The organism is Imperialibacter sp. EC-SDR9 (assembly GCF_902498805.1).
Taxonomy (GTDB): Bacteria; Bacteroidota; Bacteroidia; order Cytophagales; family Cyclobacteriaceae; genus Imperialibacter.
The window spans coordinates 124,246-145,306 of the sequence record NZ_LR701576.1 but is presented as its reverse complement, the minus strand read 5'-3'; the positions used below and the strand labels follow the sequence as shown (position 1 = coordinate 145,306).

8 protein-coding genes and 1 tRNA gene are annotated in these 21,061 nt (G+C 47.2%); 2 read left to right on the top strand and 7 right to left on the bottom strand.

Annotated elements, in window-relative coordinates; genetic code table 11:
• Positions 1-23 precede the first annotated feature (23 nt).
• Positions 24-9,383: a hypothetical protein gene (locus tag GC130_RS04945; protein WP_151997164.1), complete on the bottom strand. Its 9,360-nt coding sequence runs from the start codon at positions 9,381-9,383 to the stop codon at positions 24-26.
• A gap of 754 nt (positions 9,384-10,137) precedes the next feature.
• A tRNA-Ile gene (locus GC130_RS04940) sits at positions 10,138-10,214 on the bottom strand.
• Positions 10,215-10,320: 106 nt separating this feature from the next.
• Here GC130_RS04940 and GC130_RS04935 point away from each other — a divergent pair.
• Together GC130_RS04935 and GC130_RS04930 are read left to right on the top strand one after the other, a co-directional pair.
• On the top strand, positions 10,321-10,938 hold the full coding sequence (locus GC130_RS04935; protein ID WP_151997163.1) for an HAD family phosphatase: 618 nt from the start codon (positions 10,321-10,323) through the stop codon (positions 10,936-10,938).
• Between the two features lie 3 nt (positions 10,939-10,941).
• Positions 10,942-12,165, top strand: coding sequence for a site-2 protease family protein (locus GC130_RS04930; RefSeq protein ID WP_151997162.1), 1,224 nt, complete (start codon positions 10,942-10,944; stop codon positions 12,163-12,165).
• On the opposite strand, the gene GC130_RS04925 is transcribed toward GC130_RS04930, so the two are convergent.
• From GC130_RS04925 to GC130_RS04905, 5 genes are all read right to left on the bottom strand, one after another.
• Complete coding sequence (locus GC130_RS04925) at positions 12,162-12,476, bottom strand: rhodanese-like domain-containing protein (protein WP_151997161.1); 315 nt, start codon at positions 12,474-12,476, stop codon at positions 12,162-12,164. The genes GC130_RS04930 and GC130_RS04925 overlap by 4 nt on opposite strands.
• Before the next feature lie 8 nt (positions 12,477-12,484).
• Complete coding sequence (locus GC130_RS04920) at positions 12,485-14,389, bottom strand: T9SS type A sorting domain-containing protein (protein ID WP_151997160.1); 1,905 nt, start codon at positions 14,387-14,389, stop codon at positions 12,485-12,487.
• Entirely contained in the window at positions 14,389-15,219 is an 831-nt protein-coding gene (locus GC130_RS04915; protein WP_151997159.1) for a PASTA domain-containing protein, read from the bottom strand. Before GC130_RS04915 ends, GC130_RS04920 begins: the two co-directional genes overlap by 1 nt.
• 15 nt (positions 15,220-15,234) lie before the next feature.
• Positions 15,235-17,922 (bottom strand): D-alanine--D-alanine ligase, encoded by a 2,688-nt coding sequence (locus GC130_RS04910; protein ID WP_151997158.1) that lies wholly within the window; start codon positions 17,920-17,922, stop codon positions 15,235-15,237.
• Positions 17,923-17,989: 67 nt separating this feature from the next.
• Positions 17,990-21,019 carry a M43 family zinc metalloprotease gene (locus GC130_RS04905; protein ID WP_151997157.1) on the bottom strand — a complete coding sequence of 1,010 codons (3,030 nt, stop codon included), beginning with the start codon at positions 21,017-21,019 and terminating at the stop codon, positions 17,990-17,992.
• Positions 21,020-21,061: the final 42 nt, after the last annotated feature.

The window sequence follows — 21,061 nt, the reverse complement described above, 5'->3', positions numbered from 1 at the left end:
TCGGCAACTGAGACAGCCTTTAGCTATTTCTTAAGCAGCTTGAATCTTTGCGTTTGGTTTTTCGATTCGAGTACTAAAACGTAAATGCCTGCACTGAGATTTCCCGGCAGAAGTATAGCGCTGAAAAAGTCGCCACGTCTGTCGGCTAACCCTTCGCCTCGCAAGATCAAAGCTCCATTGAGGTCGGTCATATAATAGAGTACCGGCGAGTTTTTCTCAAGACCCCTGGCAGCGATATTGATATCAGACTGGATTGGGTTGGGGTATGCATTGATGGAAGGAGCTTCTTTCTGAATCCTGATAGAGGCAACCTTGCTGTAATCATACTGGCCATCAAAGTCAATTTGCCTGATTCTATAGTAGGACGTTCCCCAGAATGGCTGAAAGTCAGTGAACGCATAGTCCTGCCTGTCGGTCGTGGTACCAGCGCCGTTTACTTCGCCAATTTTTTGATAGACCATGCCATCCTCAGAGCGCTCGATTTCGAACAAATCGTTGTTGGTTTCTGAGCCTGTGGCCCAGTCAAGTATCGCAACACCATTTAGCTCAGTAGCGCTAAAGTTTAAAAATTCGACAGGAAGCGGCGTTGCGTCTTCATCGGTTGTTCCGAATGTTACAAACTTTGTGCTGTAGCTGAGTGGCCCGGCTGTCATAGAGCCAGTTGCCGGCGTGCCGCTAGGAGCGCTTGTGGTCGTTATCATGTCCCAAAGGGTTCCCGACCAAAACGCCATTCGAAGATTGCTAATGGTGCTTTGCACGTCTGACCCGCTGTTCCAGCTCAGCTTTACACTTGAGCTGGCCGGCGAAGGCACGCTAATCATCCAGTATTCATTCTCGCTCACTTTCACAATACCGTCGGCAGGGTCTACTGCTGTGACAGGCCCTATGGCGGAAGCACCTCCGCTGTAGTATTCGACTATCCAGTCTTTTGTGCCCACGTAGCCTGTCGGCGCTTTGATTTCCATTTGGCCACTTCTCGATCCCTTGCCAACCGGAAAGGTGTAAGACGAAACATTTGGTGGCAGCACTCTTACAAACGGTCCGTTCACATACCTGGCTGAGCTAAACCCAGACAAGGTTCCATTAAGTGTTAATCTCAGCGTATTGTCAGCATTGGTAGTAATGAGTCCATTTGTGAAGATAAGCTGCCCATCAACATCAACATCTGCATTGGCACTAATTCCCCTGGCGGCGTCTGTGTTGTTTACAATAGTGACTCCATTTGCGTTATTTATTTCGAGGTTGTTGAATGCGTTGGTTCCAGTGAAATTGCCTGACACACTTTGGGCAGCAGGGCCTCTCATAACTACTTTGCTTGCTCCACCACCATTGTCGAAGCTTGAGGCGTCGGACTTGTATATGTTTCCATATACTGATGTCGAATTATTGCCATCGGGGACTACTACATTCACTGTTCCTAAAATCTCCAGGTCTTCGCAGACTTTCAGCGTATTATTGTTAGGTACAGTTCTGTCACCGGCGCCAGAGAAAATCAGTCTTCTGACGTTTGGTATATCATTGAGTACGGCATAAGAACCGTTGCCAGCAAACTCAAGGCCACCACCACCGCTGCAGTTGGCATCTGGGAAGAATACTTCGTAGTCGCCGGTTGGGAACGCCACGGAGGTTCCGTCGGAGGTGAGCTTTAGGTTACCAGCTCCGGTCACGAAGCCAAGGTTGTGGTTGGAAAACCCGGAGGCGATTTCCAGTGTTGCTCCTGCTTCAATGGTCGTTTTCCTTATTCTGATATTATTGGAATTCAAAACCAGCGTGTAGCCAGACTTGACGACAATATCAGAAGAAGAACCAGGGGCTGGAGATGTTCCTTCCTGATAAGAGGCGTCGCTATAATAGGTGCCGGATGAAGCCAGTTCGTAAGTTGTAAAAGTCGGAACCATATCAGGTATAGCAGCTCCGCACAGCAGTGAGGAACCATTGTTCTGCAAGGTCACACCAGCCGTATATATCCCTTCAAGGGTGCCATCAGTGTTTGAATTGAGCGGATAGGCGATTCTTAAATTGTTTTCATCAAATTCAGACTCGGTAAATACTTTGTCCCAGAATGATCCCAGATTGTAAAGCCTCGCAGGCCCATAGTTAGCAACGGTGTAGGGAGCTGTTACTGCAAAGTCGGCTGCATCGTAGTACATTTCCAGCGTGCCATTTAGGCCTGTTACGCCGCTTGATTTGATGATCCAATAGTATTGCAGCACATTGTTGGAGTCGACTATTTCAGGGTCTGTGCACGCTCCTGCTGTTTCTGCGTCCTCGGCAATTGGTGGCAAATCTGCTACTGGCCTTAGCGTGATGTAGCTTGAGGAAATATCGTTTACATTTATCACCGCTGGCGTATATGATGTCAAACCTACAGGGAAGGTGAAAGTGGAGCTGCCACCAACGATCGTTGGAAAAATCTTCCTCAACCCAAAGTCTTTAATGGAGCTGTTGGTTTGAATCATCCTGTTCACATTGAAGTCTGTATAGGTTGTTCCACCGGTTCCGTTTTCAATGGTTGACGTTTCAGGAATGATAAGAAGGTTGCCCCCAATATCAAGTACCCCTGTTGTAAGGACAAGCTTTTGATCTACCTGAAAGTTTTCGTCTGTGTCCGTAATAATAAGCCCTGCTGAATTGTTAAGGTTCACAACTCCAAAATAGCTTAGTCCTGAGGAAGACCTGCCAAGGTTTTGCTTTTCAGTACCATTGAAAATGATCCCCGGACCAGCGGCTGCACTTGTGTGTGTAGCGTCATGCTGCAAGTCTTTTTTGATGTTGAAGGCATAGGTGGCGGTGTTCAGTGTGCCGGCCAAAATTGAGGCGTTATTGGCAACAGTCACTGACTTTGCAAGTATAAGCGAGCCAGATCCCGACTTTTCAAGGTTCCAAAAGGTGGTAGTTCCGGAGCCCGATATCGTTCCAGTGGAAGAGGTTGTGAAGAAGGTCGTTTGGTTGTTGGCAATCGTACCAGCCGAAACAAATGTACCATCGTTAACAACACTCTCGTTTACAGTTAAATCAAGACCATTGGCACTGAAACTGCTTCCAGTGGTAATCGACAAGTTGTCAACCGTAAGTGGCGCCGTGTATATTTTAGCAGTCACATTGGCGGATCCAATTCGCAATGTTTCCAGGGTGATGCTAGAATAGATGCCAAAGTTCGTTTGAGAGGCTGGCGTATCTGCATTTCCGAGGGTAATTGTTGATCCATCGGTTATACTACTTGAAGCCGGAGAAAGTCGAACAGTTGGTACTGATGTTGAGTTGAGGTGGCGAACGACGGTAAATGACTCGCCGGCACCTCCATCGATATCAAGATGGAATTCACTTCCGGGGTTGATCACTTCAAATACCCCTCTGATAGTTGTGGGTACAGCATTTTTGCCAAATACGGCAATGCCTCCTGTTTGCGTGTATTTGAGAATGCCTGAAGTTGAAGCGGTACTTCTTCGTACCTGAGAACCCACAGTCAGAGTGCCTGCAGAAAGCTCAATGGAAGCATTTCCAGAAGCCGAATACTCTATAAAGTTGTTGACCCCAACACCGCCATCCATGTTTAGCGAGCCACCACTGATCACGAGTGGCCCGTCAAGGATTATTCCGGTGTTGGCACCACTGACCCTGGCAACACCTTGCTGGATTGCTAAGCCACCAGACCCGGAGGTTGCCTCAGTATTGAGCGAATTTGGCAGAAGGAAGTTGCCACCACCGCTTGAAAGTGTTATGTCGATTGACGGATCGTTAAGTACCAAAGTGCCATTGACGATTTCGATGGCCTTGTCGGCGGTATTAGTTAGGCCAGTAAGTGTGAAACCGTCGTTGAATGTAAATTCTGCTGCGTTGTTCAGCTTTTTATTTAGCGTAATTCTGTACAGTTGTGGTACATCGCCACTAACTGTGTTGAATGTGCCAGAAAGACTCCCATTTAGCGTGAGCTTAATATTTGACTCAGCGTTTCCTCCAAAAATCAACCCATTGCCATTGGGTGCAATTGTTGTATTGCTGCCGGTAGTATTTATGACAATATCGCCGCCCACAAACAAGTTGTGATTAACCGAGCCTCCGCTTGCAACTCTGATCACGTTGCCGCCACTTGCCGCAGTCCCTGTGGGATTTCCAACGTAAACATCACCAATTACTGTAACGTTCCAGGGGATTCCCGTATTGGGCAGCCGAAGTTCTCCTCCGCCAGTGCCGTCAACCAATGGTCGTAAATATAGATTTGCATTGACCGTCGCATTTCCTCCGGAGGCACTACTTAATGCCAGATTGGAGTTGCCACTGATTTCCAGGTTTTGATTAGTTGTGAAGTTTTTAGCAATAGTTACAGTACGATTGTTTGCTCCCCATCCGTCGTTGGTGATAAAAAGGGTAGGTACTTCATCTGGAATATTGTTGATGGTGTAGTCGTTAAATGCCTCATACAACAGCGTAGACGAATCTTGAGCTGTGAAAAGGCCTAAATCAACCGCTGCAAAGCTGGGATCCCTTTGATTCTGATTGGTGCTGCCACCTCTGACACGGATGGTTCCTTCACCTTCGACCACATTGACAAGAATATTACCTGTAGAATTCCAGGTGAGCGTTGGTCTAAACTGAAAATCGTTAGGCCCACCAAGCTGAGATAATGGTTTTCTGACGACAGGTGCGTTGCCCAAATTATCGGTCATTTGGATAAATATCAGTCGGGCTGCAACCACGTCGCCCCCGTCGACCCTTGCAGAATGCGGGTAGCCTCGGTAGGTGGTTTTAGGGTCATCATACGGAAAGAAGCCAATCACAGCAATATCTCCTGCACCAGGTGTATCAGGCGAATCCGGATTTGTACTCAAGTGAGGATTGGCGGTGTTGAAGCCTGGCTGGTCATTTCTTGTCCACGTATTGGCAGTTGTCCAGAGGGGTTGGTTCCCTGTCAGGTCACGACCCTTCGTGTAATAGATCAATGGAGCATTGACAAACCTTGCTGCCTGGCCTGTTGTAAAATTGGCGTTCACCAGAGGGAATCCTACGAAACCAGCTTGAGAAAACTCTCCTCCAGTGCTTGTTCCATTAAAAGTGATGTACCGGGTAGCATTGTTTTGGTTTGTGTTTTGGTAGGCGGATGTAACGATGTCTGTCAGGTCACTTACAGGGTTAGACTCGTAGGCCCGTGTAAACGGAGTTTCATCAAGAACATACCCAGGCACATAGTTTTCCTCCAGACCTGCCGGTTCTAAGCTAGGCCTGTCGACACCAGCAATTACGCTGTTTGATGCCCTGTAATAAAAACGAAATGCTACGTTTGGCACCGTTGTAAAATCAGAGTGCCTCACTCGCCAGTAGTGCTGAAGCATTTGTCCGCCAGCAAGGTCTGTTAATTGCAGTTCGCCTGAGACTACGTTAATCTGGACATAGCCATCGTCGGAAAAGTCTTTCACCTTCATTTGAGCTGGTCTCGAGTAGAAAGTAGTGCCACCATCAAGCGTAAATCCAACCGGAAAAGTGATGGGGGCCGTGTTGTTGAGTCTCGACGTCACATCCTCCGTTACTGTGTTGCCTCTTACCTTGAGTTTGAGCCCTCCGTCGCTGGGGTTTCCGTCGGTAAATACGAGGATATTTCCTGTGATGCCTTCGTTGTTAACTCTAATGACGCTTGTGTTGGCTACGTCACTATTGAAAAAGTTTCCGCCACCATTATTGATGTTCCAGATCTCATCAATGGTCAGGGTGTGGTTTTTTACATAGATCCTGCCGTTGAGGTATTCTACTCTTTCCAGGAGAACATCACTATTCAATTCAATAGTAGTAGCCGCCCCTACGTTGAGTCTAATGTTTCCGAAGACCGCATCATCCGTCGTAGTCATGGTAACTGGGGGGTCTTCTCTGAAACGAATCTGTGCGACGTCTGGAGTACCTGTAGCAGTTGGGTACGGGCCTGCACTGAAATAAGTCCCCAGGCGGTCATTGTTTGTAATGCTACCCCAAATCCTCAGCGTATAGGCATTTTGATCCATCGTTCCGGATAGTACAGAAATGTCTCCGTTAACGTCTAGTCTGATTCCACCTGTGTTTCCGTTTCTGGCAACTAGTCTAAGCTCATTGCCGCCGGTTCTGTTGAGCACCACGCTACCTGCTTCAAGTTGCCCGATTCCGCTGGTGACTCCATAGTAGACAGTGTCGATGGCGGAAGTGCCAATGGTTTGATTGAAAAAAGTAGTGTTAAAATTTGTTGGAAGGTCTGCAATGCCATCATAAGGAGCAACGCCCCCAAATACGGCCTGGTAAGTAGAGTTTCTTCCAACATAGAAGGAGCCACCAACATATACGTCGTTATTATTGATGGCAGATGTGATAGGCGCAAATACAACCGGATAGTTTCCCAGCGGGTTGTTGTGATAGGTGTCGTTGTATCCATGGATAACAAGGTCGTTAAGCGCCACCAGAGGCTGCGCAGCGACGGATGGTTCATCTAAGCCTCCTCCGGTACCTGATGTAGTGCCGGTAAGTACAATATTGCCTACTGAAGCTGCTGTAGCTCTCATTTTTACATTGAAGAAAGGAGCTCTTGACGTGACCCTGTATTCGGTTGCCGTGCTTGATTGGAAAGTGACCGTGCCGCCAGTCACCACTTGATTACCGGGATCACAATTGATGAATATATTCCCTCTAAGGCTGGATGTGCCTAAATTGTTTCTGCCATTAACAATCAAATCGCCACCGGTCATTACAAATACGTTCCCCGTGTAGGTAAGGGAGAACAAGGCGTAGTCGGCATTGACTGAACCGCCTCCATTGATGGTGACGGTGCCGCCATTTTGCTCGTAGGTTCCCTGAGCAGAAAGACCATTTACCGATGTTCTGAACGCTGCCATATAAACCGTACCACCATCGACTTTTAACTTTCCGGCGTCTCTCAGAGTTAAGCCGCTTCCAACAGAAGCTATTAGCTTTCCTGATATGACTTCAACCGTACCATACGGCACTATGGCAGTTCCACCCGTTTTGGCGACAAAACCTCCATCAATCTGAAGCTTCGTAGTACTCGGGATCGAATAATTTCCGGTAGTGTTAATTACAGGCACTGCCACGTTAACTCCCAATTTTACGGTTCCTTTGATAAGAGCTAAGGCGTTCAGGTTGGACGTTGCCGCAGTTATATCCGAGTTGACATCGTAGTTGGCTCTTCCCAGCAATCGGAAATAGGCACTGTCTGGTGCTTGAATGGAAAGTGTGAAGGTTTCGTCTGTTCCTTTGTCGATAACAATTCTTGAGAAATAGGTAAGGTTGTTGCAGTCGACGGTCTGATCGTTGGTGGCGCTATTAAAAAAGGTGTTGACCCTGCCTGTTACATCGTCCGTAGTGTAGTAAGCCGTCGATGGGCTGTATCTGGCTGCCACGGAAGCAAAGTCCGTCCTGTTGGTGAAATATGCCTGACCACCGTTGGTGAAGTTACCTGAAATGGTGAAGGAGTGCACAGCGTTGGCATTGGCTGTAACTATGCTTCCTATCCTGGTGCTGCCGTTGTCTTCCACAATTACATCGCCGCCAACGGTGAGACTTCTGACTGTGGTAGTTCCGTCGCCAAACTGAAACTTTCCGTTTCTAATGGTGAGGGTTCCGTAGAGGCTGTAGTTGGAAGCGAGAATGACCTTGTCAGCGGCTGCTGTTTTGTCGATCCGCAGGTTCTTGAAGGTTCTGGAAACAGTCAGGGCCATATCTCCTGCGCCAGCCATGATCAAAGTTCCTCCGTTGTCGGGGTCAGAAAAGCCGATATTTCCTGTTGTGATACCTGCTGGAAAGTTGGCGGTGCCGCCGTTTCCCTGAAGTCTGATCTGACCGTTGCCGTTTATTGTCTTGAAGTTGTGACCAGTAGAAGTTGTAAGATACAGGTTGCCACGCACCTCCATAGAATTGACTGTTATGTTGTTCGTGGCCGGTTGAACAGTCACCGTTCTGCCCGATCTGATAATTACATCGTCTTCAGCTCCGGGTATGTCGTTGCCAGGGTTTTTAACGATAGGTGCAGTTGAAGCGTCTAATGTCCAGGTAGCTGAATTCGACCAGTCGCCGTCCTGAAACACATACCATGTTTTAGATGTGAGCTGAGTTCCTTTCCCTAGTGTATAATACCCCGATTTAAACCTTGAGGCTGGAATAGAAACCACCACTTTATCGCCACTTTCAAGAGAATATTTGTCCACATATATGCTCGTGAAATTAGCGGAGACGTCACTTCTGTAAAGCAGAACATATTCGTTGAGGTTGCCTGAATAGGTGAGTCCGGCATCGCTAAAGTCGAAGAGTAACTCTGCATTAATGCCGCCTCCGTTGACCACACCAGACTGGCTTACTTCTGTGTACCAGCTTCTTGCCCAGCGTGAAGTAACACCAGCTCCGATTTGAGTGGCAAGCCCATCGGCATGTGCTGTGCCATCGTGAGCAAAGGCAACAAACTCTCCGGCATCCAGCGAGCTGTTTACTTCTCTTATCTGCAATGCGTCGGAAGTAGCCGAAGTAACCTTGACCGTGCCGTCTACTGTTCCCAGTCCTCTGTATTGGGTGAAGTAAGAAGTATTGTAGGTGCCCAGATTGCCAAAAATATCGTTTGTGGTCAGGTTGATCCCATATTTGTGACCAAGCATGTTTTCAATGATGACCCTTTGCGGGGCGCTTACAGCCCCATTGTAGATGATGACTTCTGCAATGTCGCCTGGAAAGCTTCGGTTGTCGCTAAGGTTGAAGTTTCCAATATATAACGGCGACGCATTGTCTGGCAAAGGGGTGGTTACATTGGTACCACTGCTTGTTACAGAGTTTCTGTTGAGGAAGAATTTATTTCCTGAAAGCGTATGGTCGTAAGTGGTTGAGATAACATAATTGGTGTTATCAGTGACACTTACATTGGCAGTGCCGCCGTCGCTGATATCGGCACTGATGCTGCCGGAGTTTCTAAATAGCCGGTAAGACTGATTGGCTCCAACGCCAGTTCTTTTGTTTAAAATTCCCTGGACGCCGCTGCTTTCAGTTCTTATTACTAAAAAGAAGCTCATAGCCGACGACCAATCCAGCAGTGAATTGTCATTTACCGCCAAATTATAGTTGGTGGTGCCCGTTGGCCCGAAGTTAATGGAAGGCTTGTTATTCAGGTTGGCATTGCTTGCAGTATAGGTTGGTTGCCATGTGCCATTCGCCTGGGCAGCATTGAGGCCGTTGCCAGACTGATCAGCCCATGCGCTTACTTTACCGCTCGACTCGGTAACGCCTGCGTCTGCTTTTAACCATAACACATTTCGGGGAGAAATAGAACCATCGCCAGTACCAATGCCCGCAGGGCCGGTTTGGGCGTAACTATCGAAAAATGCACCAAAGAATGAAAGGAAGGTGGCAGCAACAAAAACATTTCTCATACAGGCTAGAATGACTTACTTAAATAGGAAAAGGAATCAAAAATGGATTAAGAGAGTAAGTTGATAATAGTACATTCAAAATTAGATAATTCTAATATAGTACAGGAGTGTTTGGTAGAATAATAGGCGGTATTCGTCGAATTTTATTCAAAAAAGTACATGGCAATGAGTTTTGATTGGCGAAAAAGTATGTCTTGATTTTTGGCGACGATAAGACTTTGAGCTTCGGCGAGATGCGCTAAGATTGTTATATTTTGAACACAAATACTGAATTTGGAAACGCTGAGCTGATTCTGAGCTCACCAAATTCGCCAATGGTTCCAGTAACACACTCATTTTTTTATAAAAACGGTAGAAATATTACATCAGCTAGGTGATGGTTTGTCATTGGTACGGAAATGGGACTATTTCCACCTGTTTTAGGGGAGGTTTATGCCAGTATCGCTGAGTTATTTTCGCAGGAGAATTTGAATCTGAGAAAAGACCTTGATTAGATTAATTACAGGCGAACTTGGCGAATTAACGATGTGTATGATTTTTGCAGGCCGGAAAGGTCTAAATTGTGAGAATCCGTGTGGGAGGTGGCGGAAGGTTGGCAAGCCTTCACAAAGTGGGGGTCTGACATACACCTTGGAATAATTTTGGAAACTGCAATTAGGTGCTCAGACGACCCAAAATTCCCCAATTGTTAGCACATTGTTAGCGACAATAAAAAAGCACTTACGATTTTCATCTGTAAGTGCTTGATTATCAGTGGTGGGCCCACCTGGGCTCGAACCAGGGACCACCTGATTATGAGTCAGGTGCTCTAACCAACTGAGCTATAGGCCCGCATTTTTTGAGGTATTCATCAATTATTAAAATTAACAATTAACTTCCCCTCAAAAAAGGACTGCAATATTAGATATTTGATTTTAATAACACAAACAGGAATCCAGTGAATCTTTCAGGAATTAAGCATCTCGTTTTTGATCTTGGTGGTGTCATTATCGACCTCGACATCCCGGCCACATTCAAAGCTTTTGAAGAACTTTCCGGCACGCCAATGAGTGAATGGGCGAAGGGGGTACATGAAAGCCGACTCTTTCTTGATTACGAGCAGGGCCTTCTTAATGACGTGGAGTTCCGAGACGGATTGCGGGAGCTCTGTGGAGTGGATGTAGCCGACAAGGTGCTTGACAATGCCTGGAATGCCATGCTGGGCGACATTCCGATGCACAGAATCAATAAGGTTGTGGAGCTTGCTGGCACGTACCAGACCTTTGTGCTAAGTAACACCAATGGCATTCACGAACGGGCTTTTAACCAAATTCTAAAAGATTCGTCCGGCAAGCCAACACTCGACCATTTTTTCAACAAAGTTTACTTTTCGCACGTGATGAAAATGCGAAAGCCGGAAACGGAAATCTACCAGAAGGTGTTAGAAGAAAATAATTTGAACCCCAGCGAGGTGCTCTTTCTGGATGACAAGCCAGAGAACCTTAGAGGCGCCGAGAAGCTTAAAATACAAACGTTTCTAGTACCTTCGCCGGATAGCTGGTTAGAACTGTTTTAGTGCATGGAAGAAATAGAGGGAGGCAGCCCGGAGCGGTCGCTTCAGGAGCAAATTAGAGAGCTGGAAATAGCAGAGAAAAAGAAGGAGCAGAAACGGCTTTTTATTCATATCGGTCTTTTTATTGCCACGTTTATTTGCACCACCCTGGCTGGTGCTGAGTGGAGTAGAAACAAGTTCCTGCTATTCAGCGAAGGATACACCTGGGCTGATTTCGTGGCTGGCATGGAGTTTTCCATTCCTTTTCTCACCATTCTTACCTTTCACGAATTCGGGCATTATCTCACCGCCAAATACTATAAAATCAAAGTTACCCTGCCTTATTACCTGCCGCTTTGGCTGGGGTTTCTGGAATCGCCCAGCATTGGCACCATGGGCGCTTTCATCAACATCAAAGGTAAAATTAAAACAAGGCAGCAATACTTCGATATTGGCATCGCAGGGCCGCTGGCAGGTTTCGTTGTGGCGCTATTTGTGCTTTGGTATGGGTTCACGCATTTGCCGCCACAAGAGGACATTTTTCAGATTCACCCTGAGTACGCCCAGTATGGCCTGGATTATCCTAATCATGTCTATAGCGACTCTACCGCATCTATTGGCCTGGGTAACACCATCTTGTTCGATTTCTTTAAGGAGCATGTGACCACCCAGCCCGAGCTGTTGCCTCACCCTAACGAGATCATTCACTATCCATGGATACTGGCTGGCTACCTGGCGCTGTTTTTCACAGCACTCAACCTGCTGCCCATTGGCCAGCTCGACGGAGGGCACATTGTTTACGGATTGCTTGGACTCAAAAATTCACGGCTGGTGTCAGCCGGCCTCTACATCGCCTTCATCTTCTATGCGGGACTGGGGATAGTTACGCCTTTTATGGATTGGACTGCAACAACCACTTTTTTCATGATGCCGGTTCCCAACCTCTTCGCCATTCCTGTGTATATCTATTTTCTGAAGTGGATCATGCAAAGCCTGACAGAAAATGATCTGAATCGGTGGATGGTGGCAGTAGGGATCTTTACGGCTCAGTTTGTAGTTTCACTCATCTTCCCAACAGTGGAGGGCTACAGTGGCTGGCTGCTTTACGGAATTATTCTGGGCCGGTTTATTGGCATCTATCACCCGCCGGTAGCCCAAGACCAGCCGCTCGACTTCAACCGCAAGGTACTCGGCTGGATTGCCCTTATTATTTTTGTGATTTGCTGGAGCCCCAACCCTTTTACGACCTAGTTGAGAACAGCCTTTGGGAAGGTTTCAATAAATGCCTGAACTCCTCCCTCAAGGTTTTTCACAACCAAAAACCCATGCTTCAACAGGTACTTTGTACCTGTTCGACCTCTGGTGCCTGCTTTGCAATGGATCACAATCATTTTGCTTTTCCATGACGCAATTTCCTGTAGCCTGAAAGGGAGGCTGTTCAGCGGGATATTGAGGCCGCCTATGTGATATTCTTCGTACTCCCATTCTTCTCTTACGTCCAACAGCAGAAAGTCGGCTTTGGAGTCAATTAAGGTCTTTAGCTCCTGAGGGAGGATTGTCATTGGTTGGGTCAGTTGGTCAGTATCAGTTTAAATGTACTATTCCTGTTTTGGAAAATGTACTGCACAAAATAAAGACCTTTTGGCAAGTGAGTCAAATCGATTGACCACGGACGCTGGGTGTCCGATAATTGTACTGGAATAGCTTTTCCTGAAACATCCGATATGAAAACAGCTTCCGGCTTTTCTGAGAAGTGGACAATGCCCTCACTCGGGTTGGGGTAAATGGTTAGCTCTTCGATGGGATTTTCATCAAGGCCAGTCACTGACCTGAAAGGCACATTTTCGAATACCGGCCTGATCATCAGGCTTCCATCTGTTCGGTCGTTTTGCACCCAGCCGTTGCCTACGTTGAAGTAAATTCTGTCGCCGGTATTGTTGTTTTTATCCAGCCCAACGCCCACAAAGTTGTCGGTGTACTGCCGGTAGCCAATATAGAAGGTGTCACTCACCGCCACAGGTATTTCAAACTTGTAGCGCACAAACTGGTCAAGCTCCTCTCTGAACTCTACGCTCACCCGCTGCAATGCCAGTAGGGTGGGGTTGATATTGGTGAGCGTCTTCCAGGCAATGATGTCCAGTGGCTGGCCATCGGCAAACGGTGCTATTCTGGGGAAGTGGATGTCAATCGCTGTGAGGGTGTCTTGCGCTAAGGCTACCACTTTGTACGCCAATTGCCCCCTGCTCTGGTTGATGCCGGCGGCATATTCTGCAGTGCCATCGTCCCAGGCGGTATAGTCTGAAAAAGAAAGACTAATACTTGTGGTGTCGTTGTTTCTATAGTTGATGTTTTCAAAGTAGGTGGTGTCGGCTGTAAGGGGATCAACCCTGCTTATAAGGTATTTGTCTCCTGTTTTGAGAAACAAATCCATATTTAGAACGACTGAGTCCTTGTCTTGCAAAAATGCTTTGATTGCTTCGGTGTCGACGGGCGAACTTGTTATTGTTCGCCTTTCAAGGCCCTGAGGTATTGGATCTACTACCTGGTTTTTATCAACTGAAGAAATCAATTGCCCGGTGCTGGCCTCCACAATCTGAATATTGTACTCCACAGGTTGCAGCAAAGCATCGAGGTTGAAAAACTCAAATGAGCTTGTGCCTGATAGCATGTCGGCAGCTGACTGAAATTGGCTTAGAGGTAAGGCGTAAATGCCCTTCAGTGGTGATAATGGGGCAGCAGAGAGGGCCCTGTCGAAGTAGGTGTTATTGGAAGGGCTTCGGTTCTGGTTGAGGTAAATGTAGTCGAGGTGCCAATGATCAAAAGGGCCTGTTTGCTTGTTAAAACTCTGGAACCTGAAACGAAAGCCCTCGTGGTAAAACTCAGGTTGCAAAATAGGTACAAACTGCTGCGTAAAGTCTTCCTTCAAATTTTCCTCACCACCTTTGAGTACCCATTTTGTTACCCAAACGCTGTCTCTGCTTAAAAACTGGAGGCGCAGTGAGTCTTCAGTGTTAGGGATTTCGCCCAGGCCCTTTATTTGCCAGAAGAAGCTGAGGTAAACTGTACTACGCAAATTGGCAGGAATAACCGAGAGGTCGATGGCTTTGGAGGTGAGGCTATCTGCAGGCCCCACAAAGTTAGAAGTAGGATTGTGGGGGATGCCATTACTGTTGAGCCCGTCAAATGTGGCTACGCCAAGGGTGGGCGGGTGCAGGCCAAGCGTTGCATTTACCCATACATCGTTGCTGCTCACCCACCACTCGCTACTCGGCTGACCGGTGTAGCTCGAAAAGTCGTCCCAAAAGGGGAGCTGAATGGTGTCGTTGGCGTCAAGCGTTCTTCCTGAAGCTGAATACTTGCTATTGGTGGGGAAGGCAATTGGTTTTTGGATGAGCTGGGCAATAGCACTCTGGCTTCCAGCCACAAATGCTGCCAGGAAGAGAATGCCTTGTAGCCATCGCCCTTTTTTTGTCATTAATTGAATCTTTCTGGCTCCGTGCCCACTATCCAGAGGTCTATGTAGTCGCCTATTTTGATCTTTTTGTCAGCCGAAGGAGATTGTTTAAAAACGGTGCCCAGCGGCATTGACTGTTTCTGGTAGGTAACTGTGCCGTCAGCACTTTTTACTTCTATCGTCGCTTTGCCATCTTCTTCGTAGTGAACGTCGCCTACCTTAAGGCCCTGTCCAATAACGGAAAATTCAGCATCTTCATATGTAAGGCCAATTAAAGTTGGGGCATTAAACACCTGGTTGCCGAGCCCGTCGCCTACAATTAGGTCAATTTTGGCTCCTTTTGGCACTGAGGCTCCTTCGCTGATAGGCTTGCCCTGATAGAGCTGCTTAAGCACCGCATTTAAGGCCATGTCTGATGCGTAGGTGATTTCTCCCAGCAGAAGGTCATAGCTTTTAAGTACTACCTGTGCATTTTTTACCGAGCCATCTACCAGCTGAGGCATCCTTACCTTGGGTGGCTCCTTGGCATTCAATGAAATATATATTTTTCTATTTTCCTTTACCTTCGAGTTAGGCAGTGGAAACTGCTTGAGTACGGCCAACGGCGGGTATTGCGACGAAAAGCCAGAGTCTTTATTGATCTCAAAACGCAAATTCCGGTCAGTCAGGAATTCATCCAGCTCATCCAAAGGAATCCCTTCCAGGTCAGGCACTGTGATGGTTTCGCCATGGTTGGTGGTGTTGGGCAGATAGACGTAAAAGAACCCGAGCAGGAACACGACGGCTATGGCCACCATCAGGGCTAGCTGGATCAGCACATCTTTCCATGAGTTGAATTGAAAAAGTGTCATTTGCTACTGTTTAGGTCAGGCTATAAGTTTTTGTCGCTGCATACCGTATGTCAAGATCGCATCAATGAACTCGTAGGGTTTGTAGCCATTGATGGCCGATTGGTGGAAAATACAGGTAGCGGGTGTCATTCCAGGTAATGAATTAATTTCAATAATAATAGTTTCTATCTTGCCATCCTCATAAATACGTACAAAGGCGTCGATTCTTGCGTAGCCCTCAATGTTTAAAATCTCTGCTACTTTTTGCAGGTCTTTTCTTACCTTTTCACTTACCCGCTTATTTTCATCAGGTGTTTTACCAAACCTCGCCGGGGTGATGTTCTGCCCCTCTCCGGCCAGAAACTTTTCTTCGAGTGAAAGCACGTCGCCAGTGGCCAGGGTTTCCGAAGGCTCGAACACTTCATATACTCTGTCGCCATTATCGTTGATGCTGGTGAGCATGCCGCCGGTGACTTCTAAAAAGTGTGTGGCACCATTCCTGTCTATCAAATCTTCAAGCAAAAAGTAGCTCTTCTGAGGAAACTCCTCATTGTCCTTCAGCTTGAGCACTTTCTGCTGAGCAGGCAAAAACTCCGGCGTGTCTCTAAACATCATTTCAGCAAAAGCGCAAAGCTCCTGCTGGTTTCTGATTTTCTTCACAGCAGAACTACACCCATCGTCAGCCGGCTTGGCAATCAGCGGATAGGTGAAGCTCTTCTCCAACTCAGCAATTGTTTTGGCAGGATGCGCCAGGTATTCCTCCTTGTAAACGAGTGTGTGATTGGCCACTGAAATGCCATGTTTCATCAGTAGCTCATTGGTCTCATATTTGTTGATGGTAATGCGGCTGCTGTCTACACCCGATCCGTTGTAAGGAATGCCCAGCTTCTCCAGCTCCACCTGCACGGCACCGTCTTCGCCAGGCCTGCCATGCAAGGCGATAAACACTGCATCCACCAAGCCTGATAAGTCCTCGTACTTGATTCGCTTGTACTTCAAAATAGTGCCCGGAGCATAGGTGCTGGTAATTGTGCCAGCTTCAGATTTTATTTGCCCAATTACCGGGTGCTCATTTTTGGAGGCTGCCGCATGAAGCTTTTCTCTGATATCATCAGCGTTGTCTTTGAGCATAATATTAACCGGAAGCAGGTAGAGCTCATGGTTTTCTTCGCTGCCAGTGAGAAAAATCGGCACAGGGTGATATTTTGTGGAGGAGGCTAACTTTTCAAAAATATTCCTTCCACTTTCCACGCTAATATGCCTCTCAGAAGAGAAGCCACCCATGATCACCCCTACATTGATTTTTTTGACTTCCGAAACTGCCAACAGCTGAATGTCGGTATCCAGCTTTTTGAGCAGTCCCTTCATCTGGTGGATCATTTTGCCGGTTTTTATCCTGGCTGCCAGTGAGGTACGAATGATGTAAGTAAGAAACTGCGACGGGTTGAGCCCTATTTCAGCAGCCTGGTGAAAGAAGAACGACGATGGAAGCATGCCCGACGTCGTATTCGGGTCGTTGAGGAAAATGCCCCCATCCTCGGTGTAGAACCCATCTATCCGGGCGTATACCTGGCAATGCAGGGCGGTGAAGAGTCTTTCACACTGTTCACGAATTCTCTGAATGTCGCCATCGGGTAATTCAATCGGCGTTATTTTCCGGCTAATGCCTGGCAAGTACTTCGATCGGTAATCGAAAAGGTCTTTGATTTTTCTGATCTCAGTAGGGGGCAATGCCATCGGCGCACCGTTTTCATTTTCAATAACGATGCATGAAAACTCCCGGCCTTTGATGAACGCTTCCACCAGCACTGTTTCCTCAGCGTGCTGACTGGTAAGCTGAATAGTATCTTTTCTTGTGGAAGCCAGCTGGTCGAGTGTCACCCAGAGTTTTTCAGGGTAGGCTATCCATTCACCTTCCATCATCACCGGAAGGCCAATGCCCTCTCTGATGTCTGTCAGTTTTATCAGCTCTTTTCTCTTTTCTTCATTGGGCAGTGTCGCCCACCAGCTCAAATCAATCTCTTCAATGAAAAAGGCCCTGTTCATGCCATCCACAAAGTCTTCCACGGAGTCTTTGTCGATAATGGCCACACCAATGGTCGATCCCTGATTGGGCGCTTTGATCACCAGCGGAAGCTTCAGTTTTGATTTCAGTAAATCAAAAACCGTTTTTTTATTGGCTTCCTTCAGCCAGGCATCTCTATTGAGTAGTTCGTAAGCAGGCGTAGAGAAGTCGTTCTTTTCTAAAAGGTCTTTTTGGACAACCTTATTTACCCCAATGGCCGAAGGCAAAATGCCGGAGCCGGAGTAAGGAATATTGTACCACTCTAAAAGCCCCTGGATGTTACCATCTTCTCCAAAAGGGCCATGAAGTGCCAGAAAGGCAAAGTCGATAAGTGTTGGCAATTCTTCGGGGCTAACTTTGCGGCCAACGTGCGAGGCAGCGCTCAGTGCAAGGTTATGGTCCTCGGCAGCCAGCGACTCGATATATACCTGAAAATGATGAGGGCTTGGCGGCAGCAGCGACACAGGAGGATAGAAATCCCGAATGGTGCCTTTGTACACGTATTGCCAATCGAGCTCTATGATTTGTCCGAGGCTGTCAACAAAGAAGAGCACTGGTTCAAACAATGATTTATTGAGGTTGTCGTAAACTGTACGTCCTCCTGCAAAGGATATTTCTCTTTCCCTGGATTGCCCTCCAAAGAATATTCCTACTCTCATCTTTTAAATTTAATAATTACAGCGGTCACCGGCTACTTGTAACAAAATTACTCAACCGAAACGATTTTCAATGCCTGACAATGACTCTTTGGGCGGTTACCTTGTCCTTTGTTATCGCTTGTATCAGGTACATGCCATTGGCTTCGTTTACGGTGGTTAGCTGATAAATCTGATTCAATGTGTTGGGGTATTCTTTTTCAAAGTATACCCGGCCTCTTACATCCTGCATGCGTAGCGTCACGGTTTGCCTCTCAGCCAGGCTAAAGGCCACGTTAATTACTTCTTTCGCCGGGTTAGGAAAGAGCCTGATCAAATCCTCGACAGGAAAAACGGGCGTAGGCTCACCCGACCGATAAAACTCTATGTCGTCCAAATACATATTGTTGCCATTGCCGTTGGTGCCTACAATGGCCACCACAACACTGCTGTTTCCAGCATAGGCTGACAAGTCGATTGTTTCTCTTTTCCAGTCCTCGGAAGTTGAGGGAGCCCAAAATTCTTCAGATTCGGTAATAGCCAGATCACTTCCCCGCTTGTCATATACGACATCCCTGAAATTGATGCCACAGTCCACGGATACCATCACTCTCAACCGCTCCGAACGGTTTTCCCTTTTGGCATAAGAAAGCTTGAAAGACATTGATGCTTCATCCACCTCGTCAAGATCCAGCACTTTCGTGGCCAGCCAGAACTCATCACCGAGCACAGTCAGGTCGTAGGAAGTCATACGGGCTACTTTGTTTCCCTGGCTGAGACTTTCATCACTTTGAATTTGCCAGGTGCGTCCGTCGGTGTTTGTAATTCTGTGCAAAAGATTTTCTTCCATGCCCCTGTTCGAAGCAAATGTTTCTCTGAAAGGGATAACGTCGGTGGTTGTTTTTACATGAAATAGTTGGGAGAAGTTGTTGTCGGAGATTCGCTGGTCAGTGTTGCCATTTGGTTGGTCGAGGGCCAATTCAAGCTTATATGTGCCATCTTCCAGGGCGTCAATCTCCAATGGTACGTTGATCGTTTGGCCGGTATTAATGAAGATATTGTTAACCTGTAATTCCTTTGAGCTGTTGTTAACCGTGTAGGAAAGCGAGAAGCTGGTGATGGGTTCCTTGCCAAAATTCTTGACCTCGACCGTTGGCACAGGCTGGCTGATACACGAAATGAAAGCAAGATCAGTTACTTCACTAATGCCGATATCATAGTCGGCCAGGTTATTACTCGATATTTTTATGTCGTCAAGAAACAGGTTGTTGCCCAGCCCGTTTTGCCCGATGAAGGCGAGTTGTATCCTGTCGGCCCCTTTGAAGTTGTTGAGTGCGATAAACGCCTTTTTCCATTCGGCTGGGCCGGAAGGAATAAATGCTTGTCCGGGTTCGATATAGGTGGTGGCAAGGTCTTCGCCAAATCTTTGAAACACAATGTCGTCGTACTCGAAAGTGGCACCGCAGTCAATCGACACCGCCACCAGCAGACCGTCCGAATTATTAATGCCGTCGTGCCCATAGGCGTAGTCGAAATCGATGGTAAGCGAAGGGTATTTTGTCAAATCAATGATGGGCGACAAAAGCATTTCCCAGTCGCCAAATTGTGTCGAGTCAGCACTGAAGTAGTCAAACTCCATGGCCAGGTTGGTGGCTAAAGCCTTCGGTGCCAGCGTGATGGCTGCAAAGGGCTGATCGGGATTGTCGGCCTTCATGACCAATTGAGAACCGTTCTCTTCAAAGGTTTCCAGCATGGGTAGCGAAATTAGTCGCTGGTAGCTGGCGTCTATTGAAATTTCGTTATTATTGAGATTGTTGTCTATTGTCTGGTTGACGCTGACGACTTCAAAGGAAGTGGTATATAAACCACCCTCTTCGAGTAGCACTTCATCGAACGTGACGGTGTAGGCAGCCAGCGGGGGCAGGGAAGTAGTGATTGCTCGTGAATCCCATTCCAAGCCATTGATCACGGCTTTGACTTCAAACTGCGTGATGGCGCTGGTGCCATAATTTCTTACTACTATTTCGGGCATAAACCTGGCGGAGCAGATGCCGCCTGCCGGACTAACGATTGTTTTTATGCCCAAATCATTGGCGACAAGCGTTGGTGCCACTAATGCTTCCGATCCTATAAGGCTCCTTCTTCTGGGGCTAAACTCCAGCACGGTTCTCATCCTCTCCTTTTGATCCTTTGTGAAAATATTCATGCACTTATCGGGGCTGTAGTCCATGTAATTTTCAATCATGTCGGTAGACCCACAGCTCGCCTTTGACAACTCGCAGCTGCCTGACGAACTGGCTCTGCCTGCCGCTGGAGTATCGGAACAGTAATCGTCTGATCCACAGCCGCCGTCACCCCAAATATGTCGCAGCCCAAGGTAATGCCCTATTTCGTGGGTTGCTGTTCGTCCAGTAGAAAACTCCTTTGCATTGAAGCCCTGGCCAAAGTACTCAAAGTCAATGGTTACGCCATCCGGCAGGAATTTATTAGCAATGTTGGGCTTAAGGCCGATTAGATCTGATACCGGGAATTGCGCAAATCCTAACAGGCCCGACTTAAGGTTGGTTACCCATATATTGAGGTATTTATCGGGCGGCCAATAGCTAACCTTCTGAAGCAAGTCTTCTTCTCCAATGGCGTAGGAGTCTTTGCCGGCACGAGCCCTTACAATGCCGCTTGTGGGCAGGCCCTCAGGGTCTCTTTTGGCTAACGCAAATTCAATAAGTGCGTCAGCTGCCACAGGCTTAAATATCTCTCGTGTGTCTGTCGTGTCTGAGTTTAATCTACGGAAGTCCTGGTTGAGCAAATCAATTTGAGACAGTACCTGCTCCAGCGGAATATTCGATTTTTCGCCATAAGCCTCTCCCTGATGCAATATATGTATCACCACTGGTATGGTGTAAACGGCTTCAGCAGTTCTTCCATTACTCAGCCGAAGCTTACGCTCTGCTTTTTTTGTTTGAACCCACGATTCAAACTCTTTGACAGATTCTCCAATGATTGGTCTGTATTTTTCTTCCAGCTGGACGGTGCCACACTTTTCCTGTGAAAAGGCTTGGTGGCTAACGCATAAAAAAATGCAAACAGCAAAGTCTAAAAAAAGGTATAACCTCCTGCTCATTGAGTATGTTAAAAAACGTGGATGAGAGGTAACGAGGTAATG

Coding starts and splice junctions, on each gene's coding strand:
- GC130_RS04945 (WP_151997164.1), bottom strand. CDS start 9,383: ATGAGAAATGTTTTTGTTGCTGCCACCTTCCTTTCATTCTTTGGTGCA.
- GC130_RS04905 (WP_151997157.1), bottom strand. CDS start 21,019: ATGAGCAGGAGGTTATACCTTTTTTTAGACTTTGCTGTTTGCATTTTT.
- GC130_RS04930 (WP_151997162.1), top strand. CDS start 10,942: ATGGAAGAAATAGAGGGAGGCAGCCCGGAGCGGTCGCTTCAGGAGCAA.
- GC130_RS04925 (WP_151997161.1), bottom strand. CDS start 12,476: ATGACAATCCTCCCTCAGGAGCTAAAGACCTTAATTGACTCCAAAGCC.
- GC130_RS04915 (WP_151997159.1), bottom strand. CDS start 15,219: ATGACACTTTTTCAATTCAACTCATGGAAAGATGTGCTGATCCAGCTA.
- GC130_RS04920 (WP_151997160.1), bottom strand. CDS start 14,389: ATGACAAAAAAAGGGCGATGGCTACAAGGCATTCTCTTCCTGGCAGCA.
- GC130_RS04910 (WP_151997158.1), bottom strand. CDS start 17,922: ATGAGAGTAGGAATATTCTTTGGAGGGCAATCCAGGGAAAGAGAAATA.